This window comes from Ruminococcus sp. RTP21198st1_G1_RTP21198_201120 (assembly GCF_040924265.1).
Taxonomy (GTDB): domain Bacteria; phylum Bacillota; class Clostridia; order Oscillospirales; family Ruminococcaceae; genus Hominimerdicola; species Hominimerdicola aceti.
The window spans coordinates 1-20,043 of record NZ_JBCOMH010000020.1; the positions used below are offsets into that span (position 1 = coordinate 1).

Annotated in this window: 25 protein-coding genes and 2 pseudogenes; 4 read left to right on the forward strand and 23 right to left on the reverse strand. The window is 38.0% G+C overall.

The genetic code is table 11. The features are described 5' to 3' along the window. The 4 genes and pseudogenes from AB5627_RS12125 to AB5627_RS12140 all read right to left on the reverse strand — a co-directional run. Positions 1-572: pseudogene (locus AB5627_RS12125) on the reverse strand (hypothetical protein); the annotation flags it as partial. A gap of 3 nt (positions 573-575) precedes the next feature. After that, complete coding sequence (locus AB5627_RS12130) at positions 576-1,439, reverse strand: hypothetical protein (RefSeq protein WP_265290901.1); 864 nt, start codon at positions 1,437-1,439, stop codon at positions 576-578. Between the two features lie 11 nt (positions 1,440-1,450). Next, complete coding sequence (locus tag AB5627_RS12135; protein WP_265290900.1) at positions 1,451-2,569, reverse strand: hypothetical protein; 1,119 nt, start codon at positions 2,567-2,569, stop codon at positions 1,451-1,453. A 125-nt stretch (positions 2,570-2,694) separates the two neighbouring features. Then, on the reverse strand, positions 2,695-3,027 hold the full coding sequence (locus AB5627_RS12140; protein ID WP_265290898.1) for a hypothetical protein: 333 nt from the start codon (positions 3,025-3,027) through the stop codon (positions 2,695-2,697). 348 nt (positions 3,028-3,375) lie between these two features. Here AB5627_RS12140 and AB5627_RS12145 point away from each other — a divergent pair, with 348 nt between their 5' ends. Beyond that, the gene (locus AB5627_RS12145; protein ID WP_337400536.1) at positions 3,376-4,200 is read left to right on the forward strand and encodes an AraC family transcriptional regulator; all 825 of its coding nucleotides are present in this window, start codon (positions 3,376-3,378) and stop codon (positions 4,198-4,200) included. A 108-nt stretch (positions 4,201-4,308) separates the two neighbouring features. On the opposite strand, the gene AB5627_RS12150 is transcribed toward AB5627_RS12145, so the two are convergent. Continuing rightward, a complete protein-coding gene (locus AB5627_RS12150; protein WP_302837616.1) occupies positions 4,309-5,493 on the reverse strand; it encodes a sugar MFS transporter in 1,185 nt (394 codons plus the stop codon). A 111-nt stretch (positions 5,494-5,604) separates the two neighbouring features. On the opposite strand from AB5627_RS12150, the gene AB5627_RS12155 reads away from it, so the two are divergent. From AB5627_RS12155 to AB5627_RS12165, 3 genes are all read left to right on the forward strand, one after another. Beyond that, on the forward strand, positions 5,605-6,558 hold the full coding sequence (locus tag AB5627_RS12155; protein WP_302837615.1) for an AraC family transcriptional regulator: 954 nt from the start codon (positions 5,605-5,607) through the stop codon (positions 6,556-6,558). A gap of 517 nt (positions 6,559-7,075) precedes the next feature. Next, positions 7,076-7,288 carry an Arc family DNA-binding protein gene (locus AB5627_RS12160; RefSeq protein WP_117924983.1) on the forward strand — a complete coding sequence of 71 codons (213 nt, stop codon included), beginning with the start codon at positions 7,076-7,078 and terminating at the stop codon, positions 7,286-7,288. Between the two features lie 83 nt (positions 7,289-7,371). Further along, positions 7,372-8,004: a ThuA domain-containing protein gene (locus AB5627_RS12165; RefSeq protein ID WP_117927137.1), complete on the forward strand. Its 633-nt coding sequence runs from the start codon at positions 7,372-7,374 to the stop codon at positions 8,002-8,004. 36 nt (positions 8,005-8,040) lie between these two features. On the opposite strand, the gene AB5627_RS12170 is transcribed toward AB5627_RS12165, so the two are convergent. The 18 genes and pseudogenes from AB5627_RS12170 to AB5627_RS12255 all read right to left on the reverse strand — a co-directional run bounded on the left by AB5627_RS12170 (position 8,041) and on the right by AB5627_RS12255 (position 20,030). After that, positions 8,041-8,250: a hypothetical protein gene (locus tag AB5627_RS12170; RefSeq protein WP_117958451.1), complete on the reverse strand. Its 210-nt coding sequence runs from the start codon at positions 8,248-8,250 to the stop codon at positions 8,041-8,043. Between the two features lie 188 nt (positions 8,251-8,438). Then, positions 8,439-8,573: a hypothetical protein gene (locus AB5627_RS12175; RefSeq protein ID WP_337795318.1), complete on the reverse strand. Its 135-nt coding sequence runs from the start codon at positions 8,571-8,573 to the stop codon at positions 8,439-8,441. Positions 8,574-8,981: 408 nt separating this feature from the next. Beyond that, a complete protein-coding gene (locus tag AB5627_RS12180; protein ID WP_265290895.1) occupies positions 8,982-10,625 on the reverse strand; it encodes a fibronectin type III domain-containing protein in 1,644 nt (547 codons plus the stop codon). Positions 10,626-10,886: 261 nt separating this feature from the next. Next, entirely contained in the window at positions 10,887-11,768 is an 882-nt protein-coding gene (locus AB5627_RS12185; protein ID WP_302837614.1) for a DUF5104 domain-containing protein, read from the reverse strand. 15 nt (positions 11,769-11,783) lie between these two features. Then, positions 11,784-12,698: a DUF5104 domain-containing protein gene (locus AB5627_RS12190; protein WP_302837613.1), complete on the reverse strand. Its 915-nt coding sequence runs from the start codon at positions 12,696-12,698 to the stop codon at positions 11,784-11,786. Positions 12,699-12,708: 10 nt separating this feature from the next. Continuing rightward, positions 12,709-13,350 (reverse strand): hypothetical protein, encoded by a 642-nt coding sequence (locus tag AB5627_RS12195; protein WP_265290894.1) that lies wholly within the window; start codon positions 13,348-13,350, stop codon positions 12,709-12,711. Between the two features lie 27 nt (positions 13,351-13,377). Further along, on the reverse strand, positions 13,378-13,665 hold the full coding sequence (locus AB5627_RS12200) for a hypothetical protein (protein ID WP_265290893.1): 288 nt from the start codon (positions 13,663-13,665) through the stop codon (positions 13,378-13,380). 132 nt (positions 13,666-13,797) lie between these two features. Next, positions 13,798-14,250 carry a hypothetical protein gene (locus AB5627_RS12205; protein WP_117859483.1) on the reverse strand — a complete coding sequence of 151 codons (453 nt, stop codon included), beginning with the start codon at positions 14,248-14,250 and terminating at the stop codon, positions 13,798-13,800. A 24-nt stretch (positions 14,251-14,274) separates the two neighbouring features. Beyond that, a complete protein-coding gene (locus tag AB5627_RS12210; protein WP_265290892.1) occupies positions 14,275-14,994 on the reverse strand; it encodes a hypothetical protein in 720 nt (239 codons plus the stop codon). A gap of 85 nt (positions 14,995-15,079) precedes the next feature. Beyond that, positions 15,080-15,418 (reverse strand): hypothetical protein, encoded by a 339-nt coding sequence (locus tag AB5627_RS12215; RefSeq protein WP_265290891.1) that lies wholly within the window; start codon positions 15,416-15,418, stop codon positions 15,080-15,082. Between the two features lie 152 nt (positions 15,419-15,570). Next, entirely contained in the window at positions 15,571-16,125 is a 555-nt protein-coding gene (locus AB5627_RS12220; protein WP_117859480.1) for a hypothetical protein, read from the reverse strand. A 252-nt stretch (positions 16,126-16,377) separates the two neighbouring features. Then, positions 16,378-16,656, reverse strand: coding sequence for a hypothetical protein (locus AB5627_RS12225; protein ID WP_302837611.1), 279 nt, complete (start codon positions 16,654-16,656; stop codon positions 16,378-16,380). Then, the gene (locus tag AB5627_RS12230; RefSeq protein WP_117958462.1) at positions 16,617-16,958 is read right to left on the reverse strand and encodes a hypothetical protein; all 342 of its coding nucleotides are present in this window, start codon (positions 16,956-16,958) and stop codon (positions 16,617-16,619) included. Before AB5627_RS12230 ends, AB5627_RS12225 begins: the two co-directional genes overlap by 40 nt. 150 nt (positions 16,959-17,108) lie before the next feature. After that, positions 17,109-17,636 carry a DUF1851 domain-containing protein gene (locus AB5627_RS12235; RefSeq protein WP_117893150.1) on the reverse strand — a complete coding sequence of 176 codons (528 nt, stop codon included), beginning with the start codon at positions 17,634-17,636 and terminating at the stop codon, positions 17,109-17,111. Between the two features lie 21 nt (positions 17,637-17,657). Further along, positions 17,658-18,230: pseudogene (locus tag AB5627_RS12240) on the reverse strand (polymorphic toxin-type HINT domain-containing protein); the annotation flags it as partial. 2 nt (positions 18,231-18,232) lie between these two features. Continuing rightward, on the reverse strand, positions 18,233-18,880 hold the full coding sequence (locus tag AB5627_RS12245; RefSeq protein ID WP_265290889.1) for a DUF2625 domain-containing protein: 648 nt from the start codon (positions 18,878-18,880) through the stop codon (positions 18,233-18,235). 15 nt (positions 18,881-18,895) lie between these two features. Continuing rightward, positions 18,896-19,237 (reverse strand): NucA/NucB deoxyribonuclease domain-containing protein, encoded by a 342-nt coding sequence (locus AB5627_RS12250; protein ID WP_368369875.1) that lies wholly within the window; start codon positions 19,235-19,237, stop codon positions 18,896-18,898. 214 nt (positions 19,238-19,451) lie between these two features. Continuing rightward, complete coding sequence (locus AB5627_RS12255) at positions 19,452-20,030, reverse strand: suppressor of fused domain protein (RefSeq protein WP_265290888.1); 579 nt, start codon at positions 20,028-20,030, stop codon at positions 19,452-19,454. Positions 20,031-20,043 lie beyond the last annotated feature (13 nt).

Sequence of the window (20,043 nt, forward strand, 5' to 3'; positions counted from 1 at the left end):
ATCATAAGGTATGCGAACACGAGCAGGTAGCTTTGCACTGCGGCTGAAAATACTGTGAGCTGATTGTAGAGATTTTCTGGAAGCAGCTCAACGCCGAAATCGCCTCGCCTGTCGGGGAACATTTTCACAAAAACCGTGGCAACATTGCTCCAGCCATTGTACCAAAAACCCTTTGAAAGCATTGGCAAAACTGTGCCGAGAAATATTACCGCAAGATATGATATTATCATAAAAACAAGCTTCAAGATCTGCCCCACAAACCAGTTCGCCCTGCCGATACGAACGATATAAAACACGGTATTGGTGTCAACTTTCGGATAATCAGCAATGAGGGTAAGAAAAACTATGGGGATTATAAGTATCAGTATCTCAGAATTCGCCACAGCTATAAATGGCTCTAGTATGTTAAGCGGCTCACCCATAAGCTCTGCATTGTTGGTCAGCGGAGAAACTGCAAAATTGTTTATGAATATGAGCAGCACCGCAACGATCACCATTCGTGCGTCACAGACCCACTTTACAAATTCCGTTGCCGCACAGGAAAAGACTTGTTTTAAACTAAAATTTTTCATTGCTTACACCCCTTTGTCCAGCCGCATATTCATTATTACTATAAAACCTATCACAGAGAAAAGTATTATCCCGAAATTGAAAAACAGAATGTATTTTGTGTCAGCAAAAGCTGTGTAATATGACAAATTCATTATGCTGTTGGGATAAAAATTCTCCAATATACTTGCCCTGTCGAAATCCTCTTTCATCATCGAATTTGCAATAAGTTTCTGCACAGTTATCTGCCACATATATGTTACCATAAATGGCACGCAGGTTATAAGATACGGATTTTTGCAGAATGAGCTTATGAAAAGTGCAGGCATTGTGCTTATAGCTCCATACAAAAACGCTGAAAGCATATATCTTAACACGCCTATAAGTTCGTTTTTGTTGTTCACAAGCACGAATGACAAGTCATCTGCGGAAAGTTCATATTGGCTCAATGAAGGAAAAATTATTCTTACGATAACACCAAAAATTATATATCCGAATAGAACAGCCGAACCGCCGCACAAAAATGCTGAGCAGAATTTTGACAGATAATATCTCAAACTGCCTGTTCGGGTTATGTTGAACCGCATTGAACCGCCGTTTCGCTCTGCACAAAATGCCGTCATAAAGGGAAAAGCCGCTATTATAGGCAGAAACATTGCCATATATCCCGACATACCTTTTGCGAATATCAGATAGGAACTGAAGGAATAATCATCAGCAAAAAGCTGTTTGTCAAGCTTTGCAATGCACTCAAACACCGTGTATATCTTCGCCGTGTTCGGGTCGGTATACGCCTTTGCGGTAAAGCAAAGCAGGGTCGTGAGCAGCACCGCACCGACATATCCGATATTCAGCATACTCTTGTTAAGGTCGCATTTAAGTGCTTTCATTGCCCCACCCCCTATGGAATAAGCACATATATCTCGCCCGTAACGCAGTCAACTGTCACATAATTTATTGCGTGCAGACCTGTCGGCTGTTTATCGTCGATAATAAAATACCACTTTGGCGTACAGCGTATATTATCTGCACTTTCGTCGACTTCGGTACTCTCGCCACGAGGTTCATACATAAGCTTGACGTCATCAAACTGTATATCGATCTTGTCCGCAAGATTTTCCTCAAGCAGATCGCAAGCACCCTTGAAAGACAGCATTTTGTCTATTTTCTCAGCCTTTGCCACCTTGAAAGCGTTACAACCTATGTAATATTCGGGGCCAAAGTTTGCGTCGAGATCGGTATAAGTCTGCATTGAATAGGTCATAAGCGCATTGCCCTTCACGAACAGCGTATCGTCAGCATTCGTGGAAAAAACATTTTGTATGCCGATACCTTTATATGCCTTTTGTATCTCGATCTCATAGCCAACTCCGCTGTCGGTGGTGATTATATACCCGTCACTGACCACATTATCAAGCTCCTCTCCAAGCACATTGCTGAACGTGTCCGCCAAAGTCTTTGCCTTGTCCGCAGCAGACAAAAGTCCGCTGTCAGCATTTTCAGAAGTTGGTCTGTCGAGATAAAAAAGCTCCATATTATCGGCGTCAGCGTCTGCGGTATTTACGCCGTTTTCGCTTGCCTCCCAACAGCAATAAGGCTGTGCAAAGCGTGTTATTTTAAGTTTGTTATGTTCGTCCTGGAGCTGTGCCTGATCTTCCACAGTTTCGATCTTACCATCGATCTTGATATCCAAGGCACTTTGCAGCTCTTCCACTTTTGACGACAGCCAGTCCATATCATTTTCGGCATTGATATAAGCAAGCTCCAAGTCATAAACACCGTCAGACCTGCAAATGCTCACCGCCGATTTTTCGGGCAGCTTGAATTCTGTATACTCTTTTTCAAATGCAGCATCAAAGCTGTCATAAATATTCTCTGACGAAACATAAGCCTCGCCGCTGTCCACCTCAGCCGAATGCTTATTACTTCTGATATTGTCGGGAGTATTTTCACAAGCTGACAGCGCCACAGCCGCCAACATCACGGGCAATAATACTTTTGTTTTTCTGATATTTTTCATATGTCATTCCTTTCTTTTGGGTTATTGCTGCGAGGTAGTATAGAAATCAAGCTGTTAAATTGATCGTATAATTTAAGGCAATATCACATAAAAAGATAGTTAGTGATATTGCCTTAGTTTAAATTTTATTTACCGCTAACATATCCTGAAGCATGACTACCTACACCTGACGGAGCTGGATTGAGTGACATTGTGCACAAAATACGTTCACCTTTATCAATGTATGTCGCATTAGTGTGTTTCGTAGTATGGTTTCCTTTACTTGATATTTCTCCACTTGCAATATATGTACCTCCAACCGTTGTTCTATAGGAAACGGATGTAGCATTTGAGATATTGTCAATTCGGTAGTTGACCCTAACATAATCATCCTGAGCTGCGATTCTCTTAACGATATTTTTTATAATATAGGTGTGATTTTCTTCAAGTTTTGTTGCAAATAAATTCAATTTCATCATATAACACAATTATTGCAACGGATAATTGTGCATAATGAATATTCACATCTTCATTGGACTCACCACATTTTTTTGCAATAGACTTTTTTATCTATGCATACATTATTTTAACACATATAACACCAAAAGTCACTATATTCTACATATTTCTCTCATATGCACAAGATTTTTGTATAGCTGAACAAATATTGCGTTCTAAATTATTTCATTTTACATAAGTTGATTGTTAAATACTTGTTAACATCAACACGGAAGTTGAAATAGCCAGATTATAACGCTTATTGACATACAAGTCAATGAATGATATTATTAAGATATAACGATTTTAGCACAGGCGGTGAATTAATTTTGAAATTCTACGATTATCCGATAATCAGTAAAGAAAGCAGTCTTCCCGTCTTTTTGGTGAGCGTAGGGCTGAACGAATGGCAGTATCATGTTAAATGCGACAAAGGCGACAATTATGCCAAGGCTCTTTATTGTACAAAAGGCAGCGGCGTACTTATAATGAACGGAGAGAAACATATAATAAAACCGTACACCGCATTCTTTATCCCTGCCGGCTGTCCGCATGAGTATTATTCAACGGATGAATCCTGGGATACGCATTGGATAAAACCATCAGGAAAGTCCTGCCCTGATATGCTTAAAGCACTCGGCTTTGACAAGCCAAAAATCTTCCCCCTTTCAAAGGAAGAAATTACATATCTTGACCACTGTTTCAGATGTATGCACGAGGCACTCCTGTCTGACAAGGTTGACGGAAATTTCAGAGCGTCGGGCTATCTGTACAGCTTTTTCATTGAATTGAGCCGTCTTGCGGCGAAAGGAAAAGGCAGTGTACAAATCGCCCCTGCGGTGACAAAGGCGATCGCATATATTGACGAAAACTATATGAAACAGCCCGGTCTTGAATCCATAAGTAAAGCCGCAGGCGTTTCTTCGCAGCATTTGTGCAGATTATTCAGGCAGACCTTGAACTGCCGACCGATGGAATATATCACAAAACGCAAGATACAGGCGGCAAAAATGCTTCTGGCGGAAACACAGAAAACTGTCGATCAGATAGCTGAAGAAACAGGTTTCTGTGACAGCAGTTATTTTTGCAAGATTTTCAAAAGGTTCGAGAGTATTACTCCGTCGCAGTTCAGAAGTATAGAACAGGCTCTATGAAATTCGTAAATTGACCGCTGACACCGTATAAAAAAACAAAAAGGCATCATGTCCGGATACATGATGCCTTTTTCCTATTGTAGCTTTGCATAAACCTGCCGGATACGATCAGTTATTCCTGCGTCTGGCTCTGTTCAGCAGCAGGAGCGATATCATAAGTATCAAGGGAAATGCGCAGCCTGCGAGCATACCTTTCTGCATATCATCGCCTGCACGCTGGGTGATATTTCCTACAATAGCAGGACCGAGTGCTCCGCCAAGGTCACCAGCCATGGCGAGGAGTGCAAACATTGCAGTTCCGCCGGTGGGTATTTTTCCCGAACAAATGCTTATAGAACCGGGCCACATGATACCTACCGAGAATCCGCACATTATGCAGCCGAGAAGACCGATTACAGGTATTCCCGACAGGGATGCAGTGATGTAACAGATCAGACACAGCAGCGCCGAGCCTATCATGAATTTCATAAGATCGAGCTTTTCGCCGTACTTCCCGTAGAGTGTACGGCTTATGCCCATCGTCACCGCAAACATACACGGTCCTGCAATATCTCCGACTGATTTAGTCAGTCCGAGAGCGGATTCTGCAAATGCCGACGCCCACTGTGCCATTGAAAGCTCCGAGGCTCCCGCACAAACCATAAGCAGTATCGCAAGCCAGAACAGCGGTACTCTGAGCAGGTCACGGATACGCATTCCCTCGCCGTTCTCGACAGGATGTTCAATGGGACATACTGAAAAATTGTATATGTTCACAAGTGGAATTATCGCCCAGATACAAGAGAGCCACTTCCAGTTTTCTATGCCGAAAACAGTAAAAAACAGTGTTGAAATGAGTATGACTCCGACCGAACCCCAGCAGTAGAATGAATGCAGCAGGCTCATTGCAGCTTCTTTGTGCTCAAACGGGCAGGCTTCAACTATCGGACTTACAAGTACCTCGGTCAGACCGCTTCCCATTGCATATATGACCGTGCTTATAATTATTCCTGAAAACGGATCGGGAAGCAGTTCTGGCAGAAAAGCAAGCCCGATAAGTCCCAGCGCAGAAAACACCTGCGAACCGATAACGCATTTCCGATAGCCGATCTTGTCGGCGAAACGTGCGCACAGCACATCTATGATAAGCTGAGTAACAAAAAATATCGACGAGATAAGGGCAATTTTTCCAAACGGAATACCATAGCCATTGTGAAATGTGAGAAATAGAAGCGGAGCGAAATTAGCCGCTATTGCCTGTGTGATGAATCCAAGATAGCAGGATATAAGTGTTTTTCTGTAATTTACAGCCATATTGACAAACTCCTTGACAAATGATATAATCAGATTATATAGTAAATATCGTAACATTTCAATACACAAAATCACATTTTTATTACACAATATCGTAAATCGGGTGAGAACATGGGAAATGAAATCAAAAAGGACAGGATCACAACGGACGAAACCTTACGTGAAACTGCAAGTCACGGCAGCGAAGAATATCCGTTCAGTTACTATTATGAGGACATCTGGGATTTCGATTTTCACTGTATCGACTGGCACTGGCACCCAGAGGTCGAATTTGTTTATGTACAGCATGGCAAGGCTGATTTTCTGGTGGGTGGAAACAGGTATGTTCTAAGCTCGGGCGATGGGATCTTTATAAATTCTCAGGTGATACACAGGTTTGAAGCAGAAGACAGCGCCATCATTCCGAACATTGTTTTTTCACCTGTTCTGCTTGCGCCGCAGGGCAGTCTGATATACAGCAGATACATCAGACCGATAATTGAGTCAACTACCGAATGTGTGATTTTTTCCGCCGAAGAAACAGCGCACCACAGCATTATCGAAACAATGAGGTCGGTATTTGCTGTGCAGGGTTCTGGCACGGCTTCTGAAATGGAAACGGTAGAACTGCTGCTGAAACTATGGCGCCTGTTATATGAAAGCATACAAATAACAGACTGCGGCCCCGTGTCCGGGCATTCCGCACAGACGCAGGCTAAGCTTCAGATAATGATGCAGTATATTCATGATAATTACAGCGGTCAGATAACACTGGACGATATTGCAGGAACAGTTCTTATATGCAAAAGCAGTGTCCTCAATATTTTCAGGATATACCTGCACACATCGCCGATAAATTACGTTGTAGAATACAGACTGAAACGTGCGTCAAAGCTCCTTGTTGATACCGAAAACAGCGTTTGTGCCATAGCGCATGAAACAGGATTTGAGAACATCGGCTATTTCTGCCGCAGATTCAAAAAGCTGTACGGCGTTACACCGATAAATTACAGAAAATACTATCGCTGTGCAGAGCGTAATTCAATGAGAAATATACATTCTGACACAAATGTCCTGTCGGGCTGATGAAATAGCTAAACTTGATAAAAAGATATCAGATTTAAGAGAGAATGACAAAATCTGCAAGCAGAGAAAAGAACACCTTAATAATACAACTCAGATTATTGATGAGATCTTGTCCGAAGGTTCCGGAACAATCTGCACCGCCAACGGTGGGCTGCCTCCGGAAGACCGAAGAAAGCTCTACTATGATCATATCTTTCTCGTTGCATAATCCTTGTTCGAATAAAATGTGTCAAGTGATATTGACAAAACCATATCGGCATAGGCTGTCAGACTTGCTGAGCCTATCAAAGTAATACTTGCTGCAATGGGAATTATTTTTTGAATCATTTTGAAAATCTCCTTTCATGTTTAGTGTTGGGTACAATACTATTATATATCATTGCACTTGTTTTTTCAAGCCGCAATGCGTACAAAGTTCTCTGAAAAAATCCGGACAATTTTTATAAGATGAATTGACAAAAAGCTTCTAAGATAGTATAATTATAGTAATGGGTACAATATGAAAGGATTGATTTCTATGTACTATAACGAAAAACGAAAAGCGATTACGGCAAAGTATGTGAAAACACACCTTGATGACATCAAAATTCGTGTTCCAAAGGGACAGCGTGAAAAACTGAAAGCTATCGCTGCTGAAATGGGCATGAGCATGAATCAGATGTTCATTAAGGCTGTTGAGGAATATATTGAACGAAACTATAAGCCTGAAGAAGCAAATGAAACAGATTGACAAATCGGAATTTAACGCACATCTAAAAAACGAGAATTCATAGAAACGTAGCCATAAAATGGTGATGAAAGGACGTATAACTTATGAGTAAAAAAGTATTTGTTTTGGTACACGATTACTGGCATCATGATGATTCCATCAAGCCTATGATGGACTATCTGTTTAACGCAGATTATGAAGTAACATTCACAAAGAACCCAAATGATTATTTCAACGGGCAGTTTGATTTGTTTTTGTCTTTCAAAGATCCTATTGAAAATGATCAGATTCCTACTCCAATCTGGTGTGATGAAAAATGGACGGAGAAATTTCTGAATGATGTTCAGAATGGTATGGGAACGATTATGTTTCACGCATCACTTACTGATTACCCAGAAAATCACGCAATCCTCACAAATGTTGTAAGAAGTAACTTTATCACTCATCCCGAACAATGTCCGCTTACTGTAAAACCGATAGCAGAACATCCGATTATTGAAGGCATTGGCAAATTCACATTCCCTGATTTTGACGAACATTATGTAATGAAAATGATTCCGAATGCTGATACAACGATTCTTGCAGAAACCGTTTCAAAGAACGGCGTTCAGCCTGCTGTATGGATTCACACCTATGGCAAGGGAAAAATCTGCTGTATCGTTCCTGCACACAATACCCAAAATCTGACCTGTGAACCATTTGTCAAACTTGTAAAGAATGCTATTGATTGGGTTTAATAGCATTAATAGAGCGTCAAATTCCAGTTTGCAGAGTTATTCCAACTCTCCCTTTTTCCGCCTACGCTCAGGTTCATCCCTCAAACTTTCAAGGTAATCGTCAATCGTTCGGCTTGCCTTGTCTAAATCAGCATACTCTTTTTTGAGGTAGCGGTATTCTTCGTAGAGTTTTTCACGCTCCTCATACAACGCTTGTCGCTGACGGTCAAGCGAAGTTTCTGACGGAAACTTACCGTCGGGATACAACGATTTTAACCTACTGCCAACGCTCTTGTACTTTTCCAGTACAGGAGCGTTTTTCTTTGTATATTCTTTTTGTTTCCATACTGAAAGAGACTTGTACTTGTCATGATGCGGTTTACTGCGTTAAAATTGCCGGACAAGTTCTACCTGGTTTTGTCAATATCACTTGACACATTTTATTCGAACAAGAATTATGCAACGAGAAAGATATGATCATAGTAGAGCTTTCTTCGAGTTGACGGAGGCAGCCCGCCGTTGGCGGTGCAGATTCCCCACATACTTTCACAGCGTGCATTATCATGACATCTTCCGCCGGCACTGTTCATGCTTTGAATGATCCCATATTTCGGCTATTTCAACTTCCGTGTTGATAAATGTAAACTTTTTCAGAAAACAGGTTGTAATATATGACAATTTGGGATAAGACTGTAGACAAATGGGGCGATTAGCAAGCTGCACAGCACATAGCTAAAAAATATGATGATGACGGATATCTTCGCAAGAAGGAATAGCATAAACAAAAAAATAAGCTGCTACAGAAAAATCTGTGGCAGCTTATTCTATTTAGAATAGTCCTAATTTTAACCTATCAATATCAGCTCCTGATATCTGTTTGTACGAATCCATAAGATTTTGAATCATATTTAATGACGAGCGGTTCGAAGGATCAGTTACATAGTGTATTGTCGGCGAAAACTTATTATAAGAAAAAATGGCTTTGGTTTATAAGCATATTACTTCTTCGTTGTCACACTCTTAACAGCCGACCATTCTCCATAATATTTAGTACCCTTTACAAGCGTATAGGAACGTACCTTAACATAGTATTTCTTATTTGCCGAAAGCTTTGAGATCGTCATTTTGTCGGTCTTGTTGTTTGCAACATCAAGCTTCTTTGCGCCTGTAAACTTAGAGTTTGTGGCGTACTGCACCTCATAACCTGTTGCAGAGCCTTTCTGCGCCCAATCAATAAAGAAAGCCTTTGACTTCGCTGTGAGCTTCTGTATCTTCTGCTTGGCAGGGTTTATCTTGAATGTCTTGCTGACAGTTCCGCCGTATTGTCCTTTGCCTGTTATCTTTACTGTGGCTGTTCCTACCTTTTTGTTGTTTGAATATGAAACTGTGTAATCTGTGCCGCTTTTAAGCGTCTTGCCGTTGTATTTTACCTTTACGCTCTGCGTGATATTCTTTCCCGTGTATGTCTTTGTAGAAATACCTGAGATAGCTGACTTTGTAATGTCATACTTTGCGGCGGTAACATTTTTGCTGTCTGACCATGCTCCATAGTATACATTTTCGCCAACGTTTGTGTAGGAACGTACACGAACATAATATTTATTTCCTGCTGTCAGACCGCTTATGGTGAGAGTATCAGGCTTGTTTGCGGTAAGCTTTTTAACCGTGCTGTCCTTAAAATCAGCATTTGAGCTATATTCTATCTCATATCCTGTTGCAGAGCCTTTCTGCGCCCAGTCTATGAAAAAGCCTTTGAAGCGTGTTTCAAGCTTCTGTATCTGCTGTTTTGCAGGCAGTATATCAAAGCTTGACTTTATCTCGCCGAAATATGAACCTGTTCCTGTTATGGTGACTTCAACAGTGCCTACCTTTGTGTTTGCAGAATAAGAAACAGTATAGTCAGTACCCTCATCAAGGACGACATTGCCATTTTTGATAACTATATTTTGCGTAACAGGCTTACCTGTGTACTCTTTGTCCTTAATACCTGAAATGGCAAGCTCGTCAATTTTTACCTGATATGTGTCATATGTGATACCATTTTCTTTTGCATACTTTTCAGCGGCGCTATCCTTAGAGCAGGTCATTGAGAAGTTTTTATTAAGTGTAAGTTCTGAGCCGAAAGTATAACCAAAAGCCTCAGTGCCTATTTTCTTTACGCTTACAGGGATGTATACCTTGGAAAGTGAAGTGCAGTTTTCAAAGGCATAATCGCCTATTTCTTCAACACCGTTGCCAAACATCACGCTTTCAAGGGCTGTGCAGCCATAAAAGCTTTCATCGTCTATATATTTTACTGTATCAGGAATGACTACGGTTTTAATGGTCTTGTTGTTCTTAAAAGCACCAGTTATGACACCCAAAGGGTGAGAATTTGTAGGTTTACCCGACCAACCGCTTATACCTGTTATCGTATACCCATTGAGTTCAACAGGGATAACAACGTTTTCATCTGTGCCGTTATACTCTACTATCTCGGCTGTTTTATCAGCTTTTATGATATACACAAAGTCGCCATATGTTGCATAGTCTATGCTTGCAGACGTCGAGATATCATCGGCATAAGCTGATATTGGAGCAGCCACGCCTGTGAATGTCATTGTTATTGCCGCTAGTCCGGCGAGATAGTTTGTTGTTTTCATATTATTAACTCCTTTTCACAATATTTGTCTTTTATATATTAATTATTCTAAGATAAGTTCACCACCTTTCAATTGCCACCCACGCTCATCAACACGAAACAGTCTTGCTGAAAGCCGTGACAGTTTCATATCCTTTCCAATTGATCAACAACGTCTTCTTAATAAATCATGGTTGCACTGTTAGCTTCAAGATATTCATATTTGCTTCCGCTATAAACATATACGTGAGCTTCTGATTGATACTTATTAAGACGCATTTGACTAATCTGGAAAATAAATTCCCATTTCATCTTGGTTAAAATCGTATCGTGATATGCTTTCTTCATCTTCAGTTGTACTGTCAAATACTCGAATAGATGATATTTTATCTGTCTGTTTATTATCAAAATGCAGACAAATAAAAGCATCGAAACGCCTTAGTTGAATGCAAATAGTATCATTGACCTCCCATGCGGCTAACAAATTAGAATATGAAGGAGTATATCGTTCTATAAATTTATCCATATTCTTCACAGCTTCCGGATCCTCCAGAAACTCATTGGAAAATATAGTTTCAAGCTCTTCTCGGTCTTTATTATGCATCGCCCCGAAAAATGTGTTTAAAATATCAGACTCGGTTTCACAACCGGGGTAATATATTCCGGCAAGCAGATCTCCGCCGCCTGCTCCTCTCTGATCTTCCTCACATTCTTCAAAAATCAAGCTGTATACGCCTTGGGCAGACGGATCAGTTTCCTGCTGTACCCACTCAGTCCATGTTAATGAATAGCATTTTTCAGTAGTCTTAATTACACAGATCGACCATACACATTTTGCCTGCAAATCAGAAAAAGATTCTGATGACTGATTTTCATAAACTATCTCTAAATTGTCACCCTCAAATATATTAAATATGTATTTGATACCTTCATCAATATCAGGCTGTAATTTCAAAGTCTGCTCTGAAAAAACGCTTTTAAAAAGTTCAGCATCGTTGGTCTCCAAGGCTTGTATCAGAACATCCGAAGTATTTTTCGTTGAGGTTTGATCGATAATTAATTTATCATCATTTTCTATTGAACTTTGGCTATCGTTTAATATAGTACAGCCTGTAGAACTCACCACCAGTAAAAAAAGCAAAACGGATAGTATAAGTTTTTTCATAATTAATCACTTCCATTAATCCGGCAAATAAATTCCCGCATTTTCTTCCGATAAATTATAATCACCGATAGTCTTTTCATCGTCTATCTTGGCAAATTTTAGAAAAGATATTTTATCCGTTTGTTCCTTGTCAAGTCTAAAACAAAAACATATCGGAATATCATTTTTCATGGACGTAATATAAACGGTGATATTTCCATCATCAATTTCCGTCCAGCCTTCGTAAAGTTCTCGCATTGGCTGACAGTAATCAAAAAAGCGATCTATTTCATCGTCCGTTACGCCTGAAGCCAGCATATTGTCAGAAAGCAGCTCACGAAATCTCTCTATGCGATCGTCATGATTTTTTTGCTGATAAATGTTTTTCCAAAGAGTAAACGCCATATCACTTTCCTCGGAATTAGCAGGATACACTACCCCTGCAACAAAAAGATCTTCACCTCCCTGATCCAGTCCGGCATCCGGCCAAATCTGGAGTTTCATGCTGTAGACTCCTTCTTTTTCCTTATCTTTTTCATTTATCGTCCACGCATTCCAAGTAAGCTTATAGTAGTTTTCTGTTGTTTTAAAAACGCATACCGGAGAAACAATACATCTTTCACCACCGCTCGAATATTTATTTGAGCTTGAATTATTCTGCGTAACTTCAACAAATTCGCCTTCATATATGCTGAGCATATATCCGATCCCTTCATCCAGATCCGGACAAAGATCTTTGGCACGAACAGAAAACAGATTTTTGATTGCGTCCGCATCGTTATTTTCCAAAGCCTTTATTACTGTTTCTGAAACACTCACATTCTCCGTCTGATCAATAACGAGATCACCTTCATAATGGCTGTTCAATTTTTCTACAACAGAACAGGACATTAGGCTTAACATCAATATTACGGACATTGTGCAGCAAAGCAAGTTTTTAAATTTTAACATAATATTCTCCTTACCAAGTCAGAGTTACAATGTATGAACCCGAATCTTTTTCTGGAATATCCCATTCGACTTCTCCTGCATTAAATTCTCTGAAAGAATCTAACATTATATCTTTGTTTTCTCCAAAGCTCGAAAAATCTATAGTAGTTACGGCTTGGAGATCCTCAGCTTTAACATTCTGAACCAACTGATCAAATCCCGTTATCCACCATTGTAATTCATCTGGTTCATGTTTATACAGCTGCTCATCATCACTGAAGATTCCATCCCCATTAGAATCATGATATAATTCAAGAGTCATTTCTCTGTTAACTTCGGCATAAAGATATGAGTATTCACCATTTTCCATAATATAATTTCCATACTCATCAAATTCTCCATCTTTCACCTGATAAATACCTGTTTCAGCGCCTGCTCCAAGGTTCATATAGTCGCCCTTCCATGACCATATTATAAATTCTTCTCCTTCATCTTTGGATTTATCACCGTCAAGATCTACCCAAAAAATCTGAGATTGATGAACATCTACGGTTATTTCACCGTACGAAGCTTTGTTAACCGCAGCTCGGAAAACATCGTCATAGCCTGTGGTATAATGTGCATATTGCTGCAAACAATCAGGTCTCATATGATAGATACCATCATCATCCATATCTGCACCCAACGTCAAGGAGAAAAATCATGTTGTCATATCTGCAACAACATTCAATCCAGGAATATAAGAAGACAAAATCGGATGCTTTCTCACAAATACTGCAGCGATTGTTCCTGATTCCGCAATTTTCTTTATCAGCCAGACACCACCTATCTGATAAAATATTCCAACTGCAAAGGTTACGAAATTCCTGAATCCTTCACTATGAATTAATTTACCTATAAAATTAAAAAAATCAAAATCTATAATTTTATTCCATAAATCTTTACACCATTCACAAGCTGAATCAATCCACCCTTTAGCTTTTTCCAACCAGCTTTTTTCACAGTCCGGTTTTTAAGTATTCATACTTATCGTAAAAATCATCTTTGCTCTTATTAATAACATCAGCGACATCGCCGTCGATACGCACAACATATTCCGATTATTTTATTGCCAAATGTTCTATTTTTTATTAATATAAATTATTTTATCAGGATCAACATTTTTCAAAAGATATTCTGACATTATTTCAAATCCGTCCATAAGAGTTTCAACAGCAAAATGCTCAGAGTTCACATAAATTAAAATTTTTTCATTAACCCCTAATCTAGTATCATTAATTATCCATTTTATCTTTGTTATTTCTGAAACATCAACACTATATTTGAATCCCAAAATCTTCCTAACGGTTATTTTGCTGCCACTTACTACAATTTTTAATTTTCTTATCCACAATAATGAAATAGCTATTGGAATAAAAATGAATAATATTGTTGAAATATACATAGGGAAATGCGGAGGATTACCAAAAATCGTATACATTACGTTTAAAACAATGAAAAAAGCAGTTATAAAAACTTCACCTTTATAAATCTCTGACGGTATCTTCACAGTAAATTTCGATTTTGATTTCATTGATCAGACCTCCTTCATTTCTTATTAATTTTGTGACAACTCTCTCCATTCGTCATACCATTCCTTAATCCCATCAAAAAAAGCACTTGCTATATTTTCCAATGCGCCTCCAGAAAGTCCTGAAATTACACCATTTCTAATTGTTTTATAATGAAATTTTTTAATACTTCCCTGTTTTAATTTTGTTATTACCATTTTAAATGAAGCATCATAGCTATTTATGCCTGAAAGTCTTTTGAACACCGGAATTTTTTCCCAAAGAGTTTTTGAAAGCTTTCCAGTAATTTTACTTAAAGCAACACTAAAAAAAGCCGCTGTTCCTGTGCTTAAACCAGTATCAAATAATATTTCAAAAGTCGATCGTTTTTGTCCCCCAGTGATATTTTCAAGATTTTCGCCAAAAAACGTTGATATTGCCGCCTCTGCTGAACAAGCAGCAATTGGATTAGTAAGCAATAATAAAACACCGCCAGCAAAACCGCCTATCGCTGATCCAATATATGATTGCCAGTTACCATCCCAATCGCCTGTTATCGCACATGAAATAATATCACTAATTAATTGACCTGAAATGCCTACGATTGCTCCAACTACACCAACAGCAATTACTGGAATTGCTGTTCCAAATGTTGAAATACTCAATATAACAATACCGACAACAATGACAATAGTCACAAACGCACTAACTATTGACTGCCAATTTTCCTTGCACCACTCACAAGCGTTATCTACTTTTTCTTCCAACCAGCTTTTTTTCAATATCCGGTTTTAAGTATTCATATTTTTCATAAAAGTCATTCTTGCTCTTATTGATAGCGTCAGCCGCATTTTAGTCAATAGCCACAACATCGGAAATGTATTCACTAATATTTTCTTTCAATGACTCAAGTGATTTAATTTTGTCCTCTTGGGTCTGCGTTGATGATTTTATTGAGCTGATAACATCATCAACATCACATATGCTTTCATCTATGGAAAGCACTTTTGATTTCAGTGATTTCAAATCAGCATTATCATTAATAAATAAAGGGCGATAATATTTTACGGCATATTTAGGATCATTTTTTATTATTGACATAATTTTATTTTCAATTGTTTTGCAGTAATCATTTCCTAATTTATAGTATATAGCATTGACAAGGTGCAAAACCATTTTCAATAGTGCCATATGTTTTCTAAGTTCAATTATCTGTTTGCTTCTTATGTGTTTAGTGGTTCGCATCTTCTCATAGTTTAAACCTCAATACAATATTTCAAATAATAAATATTCCATCTCATCTCACCTTAATTGTTTTTTTCCAAAAATTCATCTGATACGCTCTAATTATATGGAAATGATAAATGAGAAACTTGTTTTACTCTACATCCTAATGCCGTTAGAGTGCGGAGTAATATCAACACATTTTCTTTGTAATCCTTGCTACATTCAAACCAATAATCTGCCCCTTGGTCCACAGAAGCAAAATAGGCTATTAATATTCCTTCTTTAATATATTTTTGAGGCTGACTAATGATAGATGTTGCTAAAAAATCCGTCCAATTAACCTTATTATCAAAATAATATATCATTGACTCGCACGCACAATCAAAATGATTTATATTTATTTTCGCATCGCTTAATCTCAAAAAAATATTAAATGGGTCATTAATGATTTCTGATTTTTCTAAGATTACCTTTGTATCAACTATTTGAGAAAGATATTCTTCCGGTAATCTGTAACCATGAAAAAATATCTTTTTTCCTTTAGAAAAATCATATAAAAACTCGTTTAATACCTTGGCAGCAGAAATATTTTCATTAATGTCCGAAGTCCAAAAAACAATTGAATCTTTATCTATTCTATATTTTACAAATACTTCATTATTGTATCTCATAATGACTAATCCTCACTAAGAAAATAATTTGATATGACACGAGATATACTCGAATCAATCATTGGAGATAAAGGAACATAAGCTTTACTTCCAAACAAAGAAGGAAAATGATAATGTAAATATCTTGACACGTCAAATTCAATTCTAAATGACTTAGAATTATAACTTGAAAAATTTATTGAAATACCCTTAGGATTTGTTGTCGTATAAGATGTTATTTTACCATAATTAGCATTAGAAGTTTTGCCAATTCTAAATAACCCTTTTGCTTTTGAAAGCCAGGAAGAATTTTTTTAATAGTGAACCAAAGGCTTTAGAAAAGCCATAGCTAGCCCCTGCAAATGCAGCTCCAAATGCACCAGAAAAAGCAGCATTGAAAAATACCTCGCCTAACGAAATATCTTCACCTTTAATTAATATATCTCCTAAATCGCTAATTAGAGAGGAACCCAAGCCCGATGCTGCACCAATAAGCATAGTTTTGCCAAGTCCTAAAGCGGCTTTTCCTCCGGCAGACAACCCAAATCCCATTCCTCCTGAAATAATTCCTGCAATAGCTCCTGAAAACGCTCCGTTTTCAAAGCCATCCAAAACGAACCTCCTGTAACAGCAGAAATAATACCGCCGAAAAGACCTCCTATGCCTGTGCCGAACAATGCGCCTAATGCCATAGCACCCAATATACCACCGACACCGGTGGCTACTAAAATCACAGCCGCAATAACTATTACTATTGTTATAGCAGCTTTCCAATGATTCTTACACCATTCGCCGACCTTTTTGCAGCCGTCTTTGAATTTCTCCCAACGGCTTTTTTCACATTCGGGCTTCATGTAGTAGTACTCGTCGTAAAAATCGTCTTTGCTCTCAATAATAGTCAGAGTTTATACAGTTGTATTTTACTACAACTCCTAATAGTATCTAAAAGCTGTGAAACTTTTTCTTGGTTGCTTGGCAATTTTACACCTACGTAAGTATATTGGTTAAAGATTCATTAATGGCATCATTATTTCCCAATATACTTCCATATCAGATATTTCAAGATTTTCCACCACATCTTTTCCATTTAGGAATAGCGGTACTTTGTAACCTGCGCACTTGTTATGCGGTAAAATATAATTGTTATTTGCCTTACGCCACTTTTCATAATACTCTGAAGCTAAGCATACCAAATGATTAGTGGGAATTTCTTTATTGTGAAAGTCATAAAAGTTAAAATCAGTATCAAAGGCTTCACCTGTTCCTGGCTCAAACATCAGTACTGTATCCGTCTCATTATAAATTGCAAAACTCCGTCCTAGCCAATCATAGCCAAAAACCATTATTTTTCCCATTGCTGGCGGAAATGTTTTACCTATTATTTCATTCCATTTTTCTCTATCTTCTAGATTATGGATTCTGTATAGCCCATTTAAGAATGATTTACCATTATAAACCTCTAAAAACTCTCTTTCGCTTTTAATATCCAATTTTTCATTATTCTTAATGAATTCGTTAAAATTTTCGTACATGAATTAACACTCCTCAATAATTTATTGTCGATTGACCATTGTAAATTTCCTTATTATTGTACCGTAATCAAAATCTTTAATCAAATAGCCTATTTGTTTGCCAAGACTCCTATTTACACTTTTATCCAAAGGCTTTCCATTAACTTTTACATCAGGATTTCCGCCAAGTTGTAAATCTATTGTGTGATCAATATCTTTGCCAGCTGGTATCGAATCTTTTCCAAATGCCTTCTTATATTCTACAGACGGAGAATCATTTCTTTCAACCTTAGTTTTTACAGTATCAGCATCCGATAAAGCTTTACATTTTGCATCGGCTTCTGCTCGTTGCTCTGGTGTCCAATCCTCTTTATATGATAGCTCAGCATCATATGTACCGTCATCATTTTTTATCAACTTGCAATTTGCATTATGAACCCAAACTCCATTTTCGCCAACATGATAAGTATGGAAATCTTCTACCTGAAAATTATACACCTTTACTGGTTTATCTGTCAACTCAACATCAAAATTTTCAACTAAAAGAACATTTCCGTTTACATCAAGAAGTTCATCACCAACTATTAGTTCAGAAATTAATCTCCAATTAAGATCTATTAATCGCCAATGCCAAACTTTTCTCTATATTCCATGTTTGTAGCAAACAACTCGTCAAATGGAACTATTGATTTTGACGCAGTTTCAATGTTAACTTCTTCGGACCAAAGAAACGGATATATCAAAATGGATTTATCAAATTCCACATTCTTTGCAGATTCTCTCCAATTTGTCCACCTCATTGAACTATAAAATTCATCTATATTCCCCTGAGCGAGCCAGGCAATAAATTCAGAGTATCTTAACTCAAGATCTTCCCAATCCAAAGTATCAGGAGCAAAATACCACACATCGCCTATGCCCTCATCAAATTTGCCTGAATTGATCGCAAATATACCGCCCACAACATCAGTGGCAACGATAAGCATTTGTTTGACCCTCTCAGGTGTACCGTTTTTAGACAGCAAATTTATTTTAGATATGCCTACCCTATCAGATGTATCACCGCCATAAAGTCTTATCCAATCATCAAATACAACTCCTGATGTGTTCAGCATGACAGCACCCATAGCAGACGCAGAAGTTACTCTAAGCATATCACATATTTTAGCACTGTCTGACCCAGCACCATTAAATATCGTTACCTCTGTCTGTGACGTTTCAAACATTTCCTTGACCTCTAACCACAATTTATTATTTTCCTGCATTTTCATTAACCTCCATTAATCAACAATTATTATTTCAAATGTAGCCCCATCGGGGAGACCCCTTAGTTTATGCCCAATAAAAGAACCTGAACCTCTATTATCGGATCTTTTGATTGCACGAACATGAGTCCCTTTGCCTCCTTCTTTACACATTGCAAAAGGATACTCATCCAAATCCTTACCTGAAACTTTGCTAATTGCCTTTAGTGACGCTTTTATATTAGATTTTGCTACACTTCTATTTATTGTAAGTTCCCTCGGCTGACCATTTTTTATTGCATCCTCAATGTGTTTTGCAGACTCTGGATACTTTTCTCTTGATAATGTAATTTTGTAATCTGCGTTATGTACAAGTATTCTAAACTCACCAACATGATAGGTATGAAAATCTTCTACCTGAAAATTCTACACCGTTGGAAACTTTGAGTTATCTGCGTAACTAATATCTAATCACTGTTACATAATTCCCACATATCCATGCTTTGATAAAGCCTTGATTTTTTACATAAAACGGGTGGTCGGATGGTCAACAGTTGTAACGACTTCTTCGCTGTTCACAATAGGGTGTCATTTAGATGATAGACCTTCGATACAAATCATATACCTCAGTATCATTGCTTTCCAACAAGTCTTCAAAAGCGTCTACACCATTTTCGTTTAAATAATCCAGTTCATTGTCCGAGATAGGTATTGCAAACAGCCAGTTTACTATATGACCGTCAATAAGATGGCCTTGCAAATCCTCCCAGTATGACGGGATAGTGTAATAAATATGCCTCATTTCTAAGTTTTTATAATAATCATCAATAACATTCATGTTCACCATTCCAGGAGTGTACGAATAATGATCCTTGATAATATTGAACGCACAGGACGCTAATATATTAGGAAAACTTGTGAACTCACTCGTGCACATACCTATAAATTCCACCCTGATTTCTCTTCCTTGTCTATCCACAATTTCTATTGGATACTCTGACAAACCAATAGTTGAATATGTTGTAAGACCAACATCTGGCCTATTTTCACCAATGTATATATCGATCTTATGACTTTCGGTTTCATCAGAATATGAAATAACCTTCGGTGTTAGTTTTACGGTCTCGTGAATGATTTTAAAAATCTCTTTTTTGTTTTGCATATTTTCCATATTGCACCTCCAA

Coding starts and splice junctions, on each gene's coding strand:
- AB5627_RS12130 (WP_265290901.1), bottom strand. CDS start 1,439: ATGAAAGCACTTAAATGCGACCTTAACAAGAGTATGCTGAATATCGGA.
- AB5627_RS12135 (WP_265290900.1), bottom strand. CDS start 2,569: ATGAAAAATATCAGAAAAACAAAAGTATTATTGCCCGTGATGTTGGCG.
- AB5627_RS12140 (WP_265290898.1), bottom strand. CDS start 3,027: ATGATGAAATTGAATTTATTTGCAACAAAACTTGAAGAAAATCACACC.
- AB5627_RS12150 (WP_302837616.1), bottom strand. CDS start 5,493: ATGGCTGTAAATTACAGAAAAACACTTATATCCTGCTATCTTGGATTC.
- AB5627_RS12155 (WP_302837615.1), top strand. CDS start 5,605: ATGGGAAATGAAATCAAAAAGGACAGGATCACAACGGACGAAACCTTA.
- AB5627_RS12160 (WP_117924983.1), top strand. CDS start 7,076: ATGTACTATAACGAAAAACGAAAAGCGATTACGGCAAAGTATGTGAAA.
- AB5627_RS12165 (WP_117927137.1), top strand. CDS start 7,372: ATGAGTAAAAAAGTATTTGTTTTGGTACACGATTACTGGCATCATGAT.
- AB5627_RS12175 (WP_337795318.1), bottom strand. CDS start 8,573: ATGAACAGTGCCGGCGGAAGATGTCATGATAATGCACGCTGTGAAAGT.
- AB5627_RS12180 (WP_265290895.1), bottom strand. CDS start 10,625: ATGAAAACAACAAACTATCTCGCCGGACTAGCGGCAATAACAATGACA.
- AB5627_RS12185 (WP_302837614.1), bottom strand. CDS start 11,768: ATGAAAAAACTTATACTATCCGTTTTGCTTTTTTTACTGGTGGTGAGT.
- AB5627_RS12190 (WP_302837613.1), bottom strand. CDS start 12,698: ATGTTAAAATTTAAAAACTTGCTTTGCTGCACAATGTCCGTAATATTG.
- AB5627_RS12195 (WP_265290894.1), bottom strand. CDS start 13,350: ATGGATGATGATGGTATCTATCATATGAGACCTGATTGTTTGCAGCAA.
- AB5627_RS12205 (WP_117859483.1), bottom strand. CDS start 14,250: ATGAAATCAAAATCGAAATTTACTGTGAAGATACCGTCAGAGATTTAT.
- AB5627_RS12215 (WP_265290891.1), bottom strand. CDS start 15,418: ATGGCACTATTGAAAATGGTTTTGCACCTTGTCAATGCTATATACTAT.
- AB5627_RS12220 (WP_117859480.1), bottom strand. CDS start 16,125: ATGAGATACAATAATGAAGTATTTGTAAAATATAGAATAGATAAAGAT.
- AB5627_RS12225 (WP_302837611.1), bottom strand. CDS start 16,656: ATGGGATTTGGGTTGTCTGCCGGAGGAAAAGCCGCTTTAGGACTTGGC.
- AB5627_RS12230 (WP_117958462.1), bottom strand. CDS start 16,958: ATGAAGCCCGAATGTGAAAAAAGCCGTTGGGAGAAATTCAAAGACGGC.
- AB5627_RS12235 (WP_117893150.1), bottom strand. CDS start 17,636: ATGTACGAAAATTTTAACGAATTCATTAAGAATAATGAAAAATTGGAT.
- AB5627_RS12245 (WP_265290889.1), bottom strand. CDS start 18,880: ATGCAGGAAAATAATAAATTGTGGTTAGAGGTCAAGGAAATGTTTGAA.
- AB5627_RS12255 (WP_265290888.1), bottom strand. CDS start 20,030: ATGGAAAATATGCAAAACAAAAAAGAGATTTTTAAAATCATTCACGAG.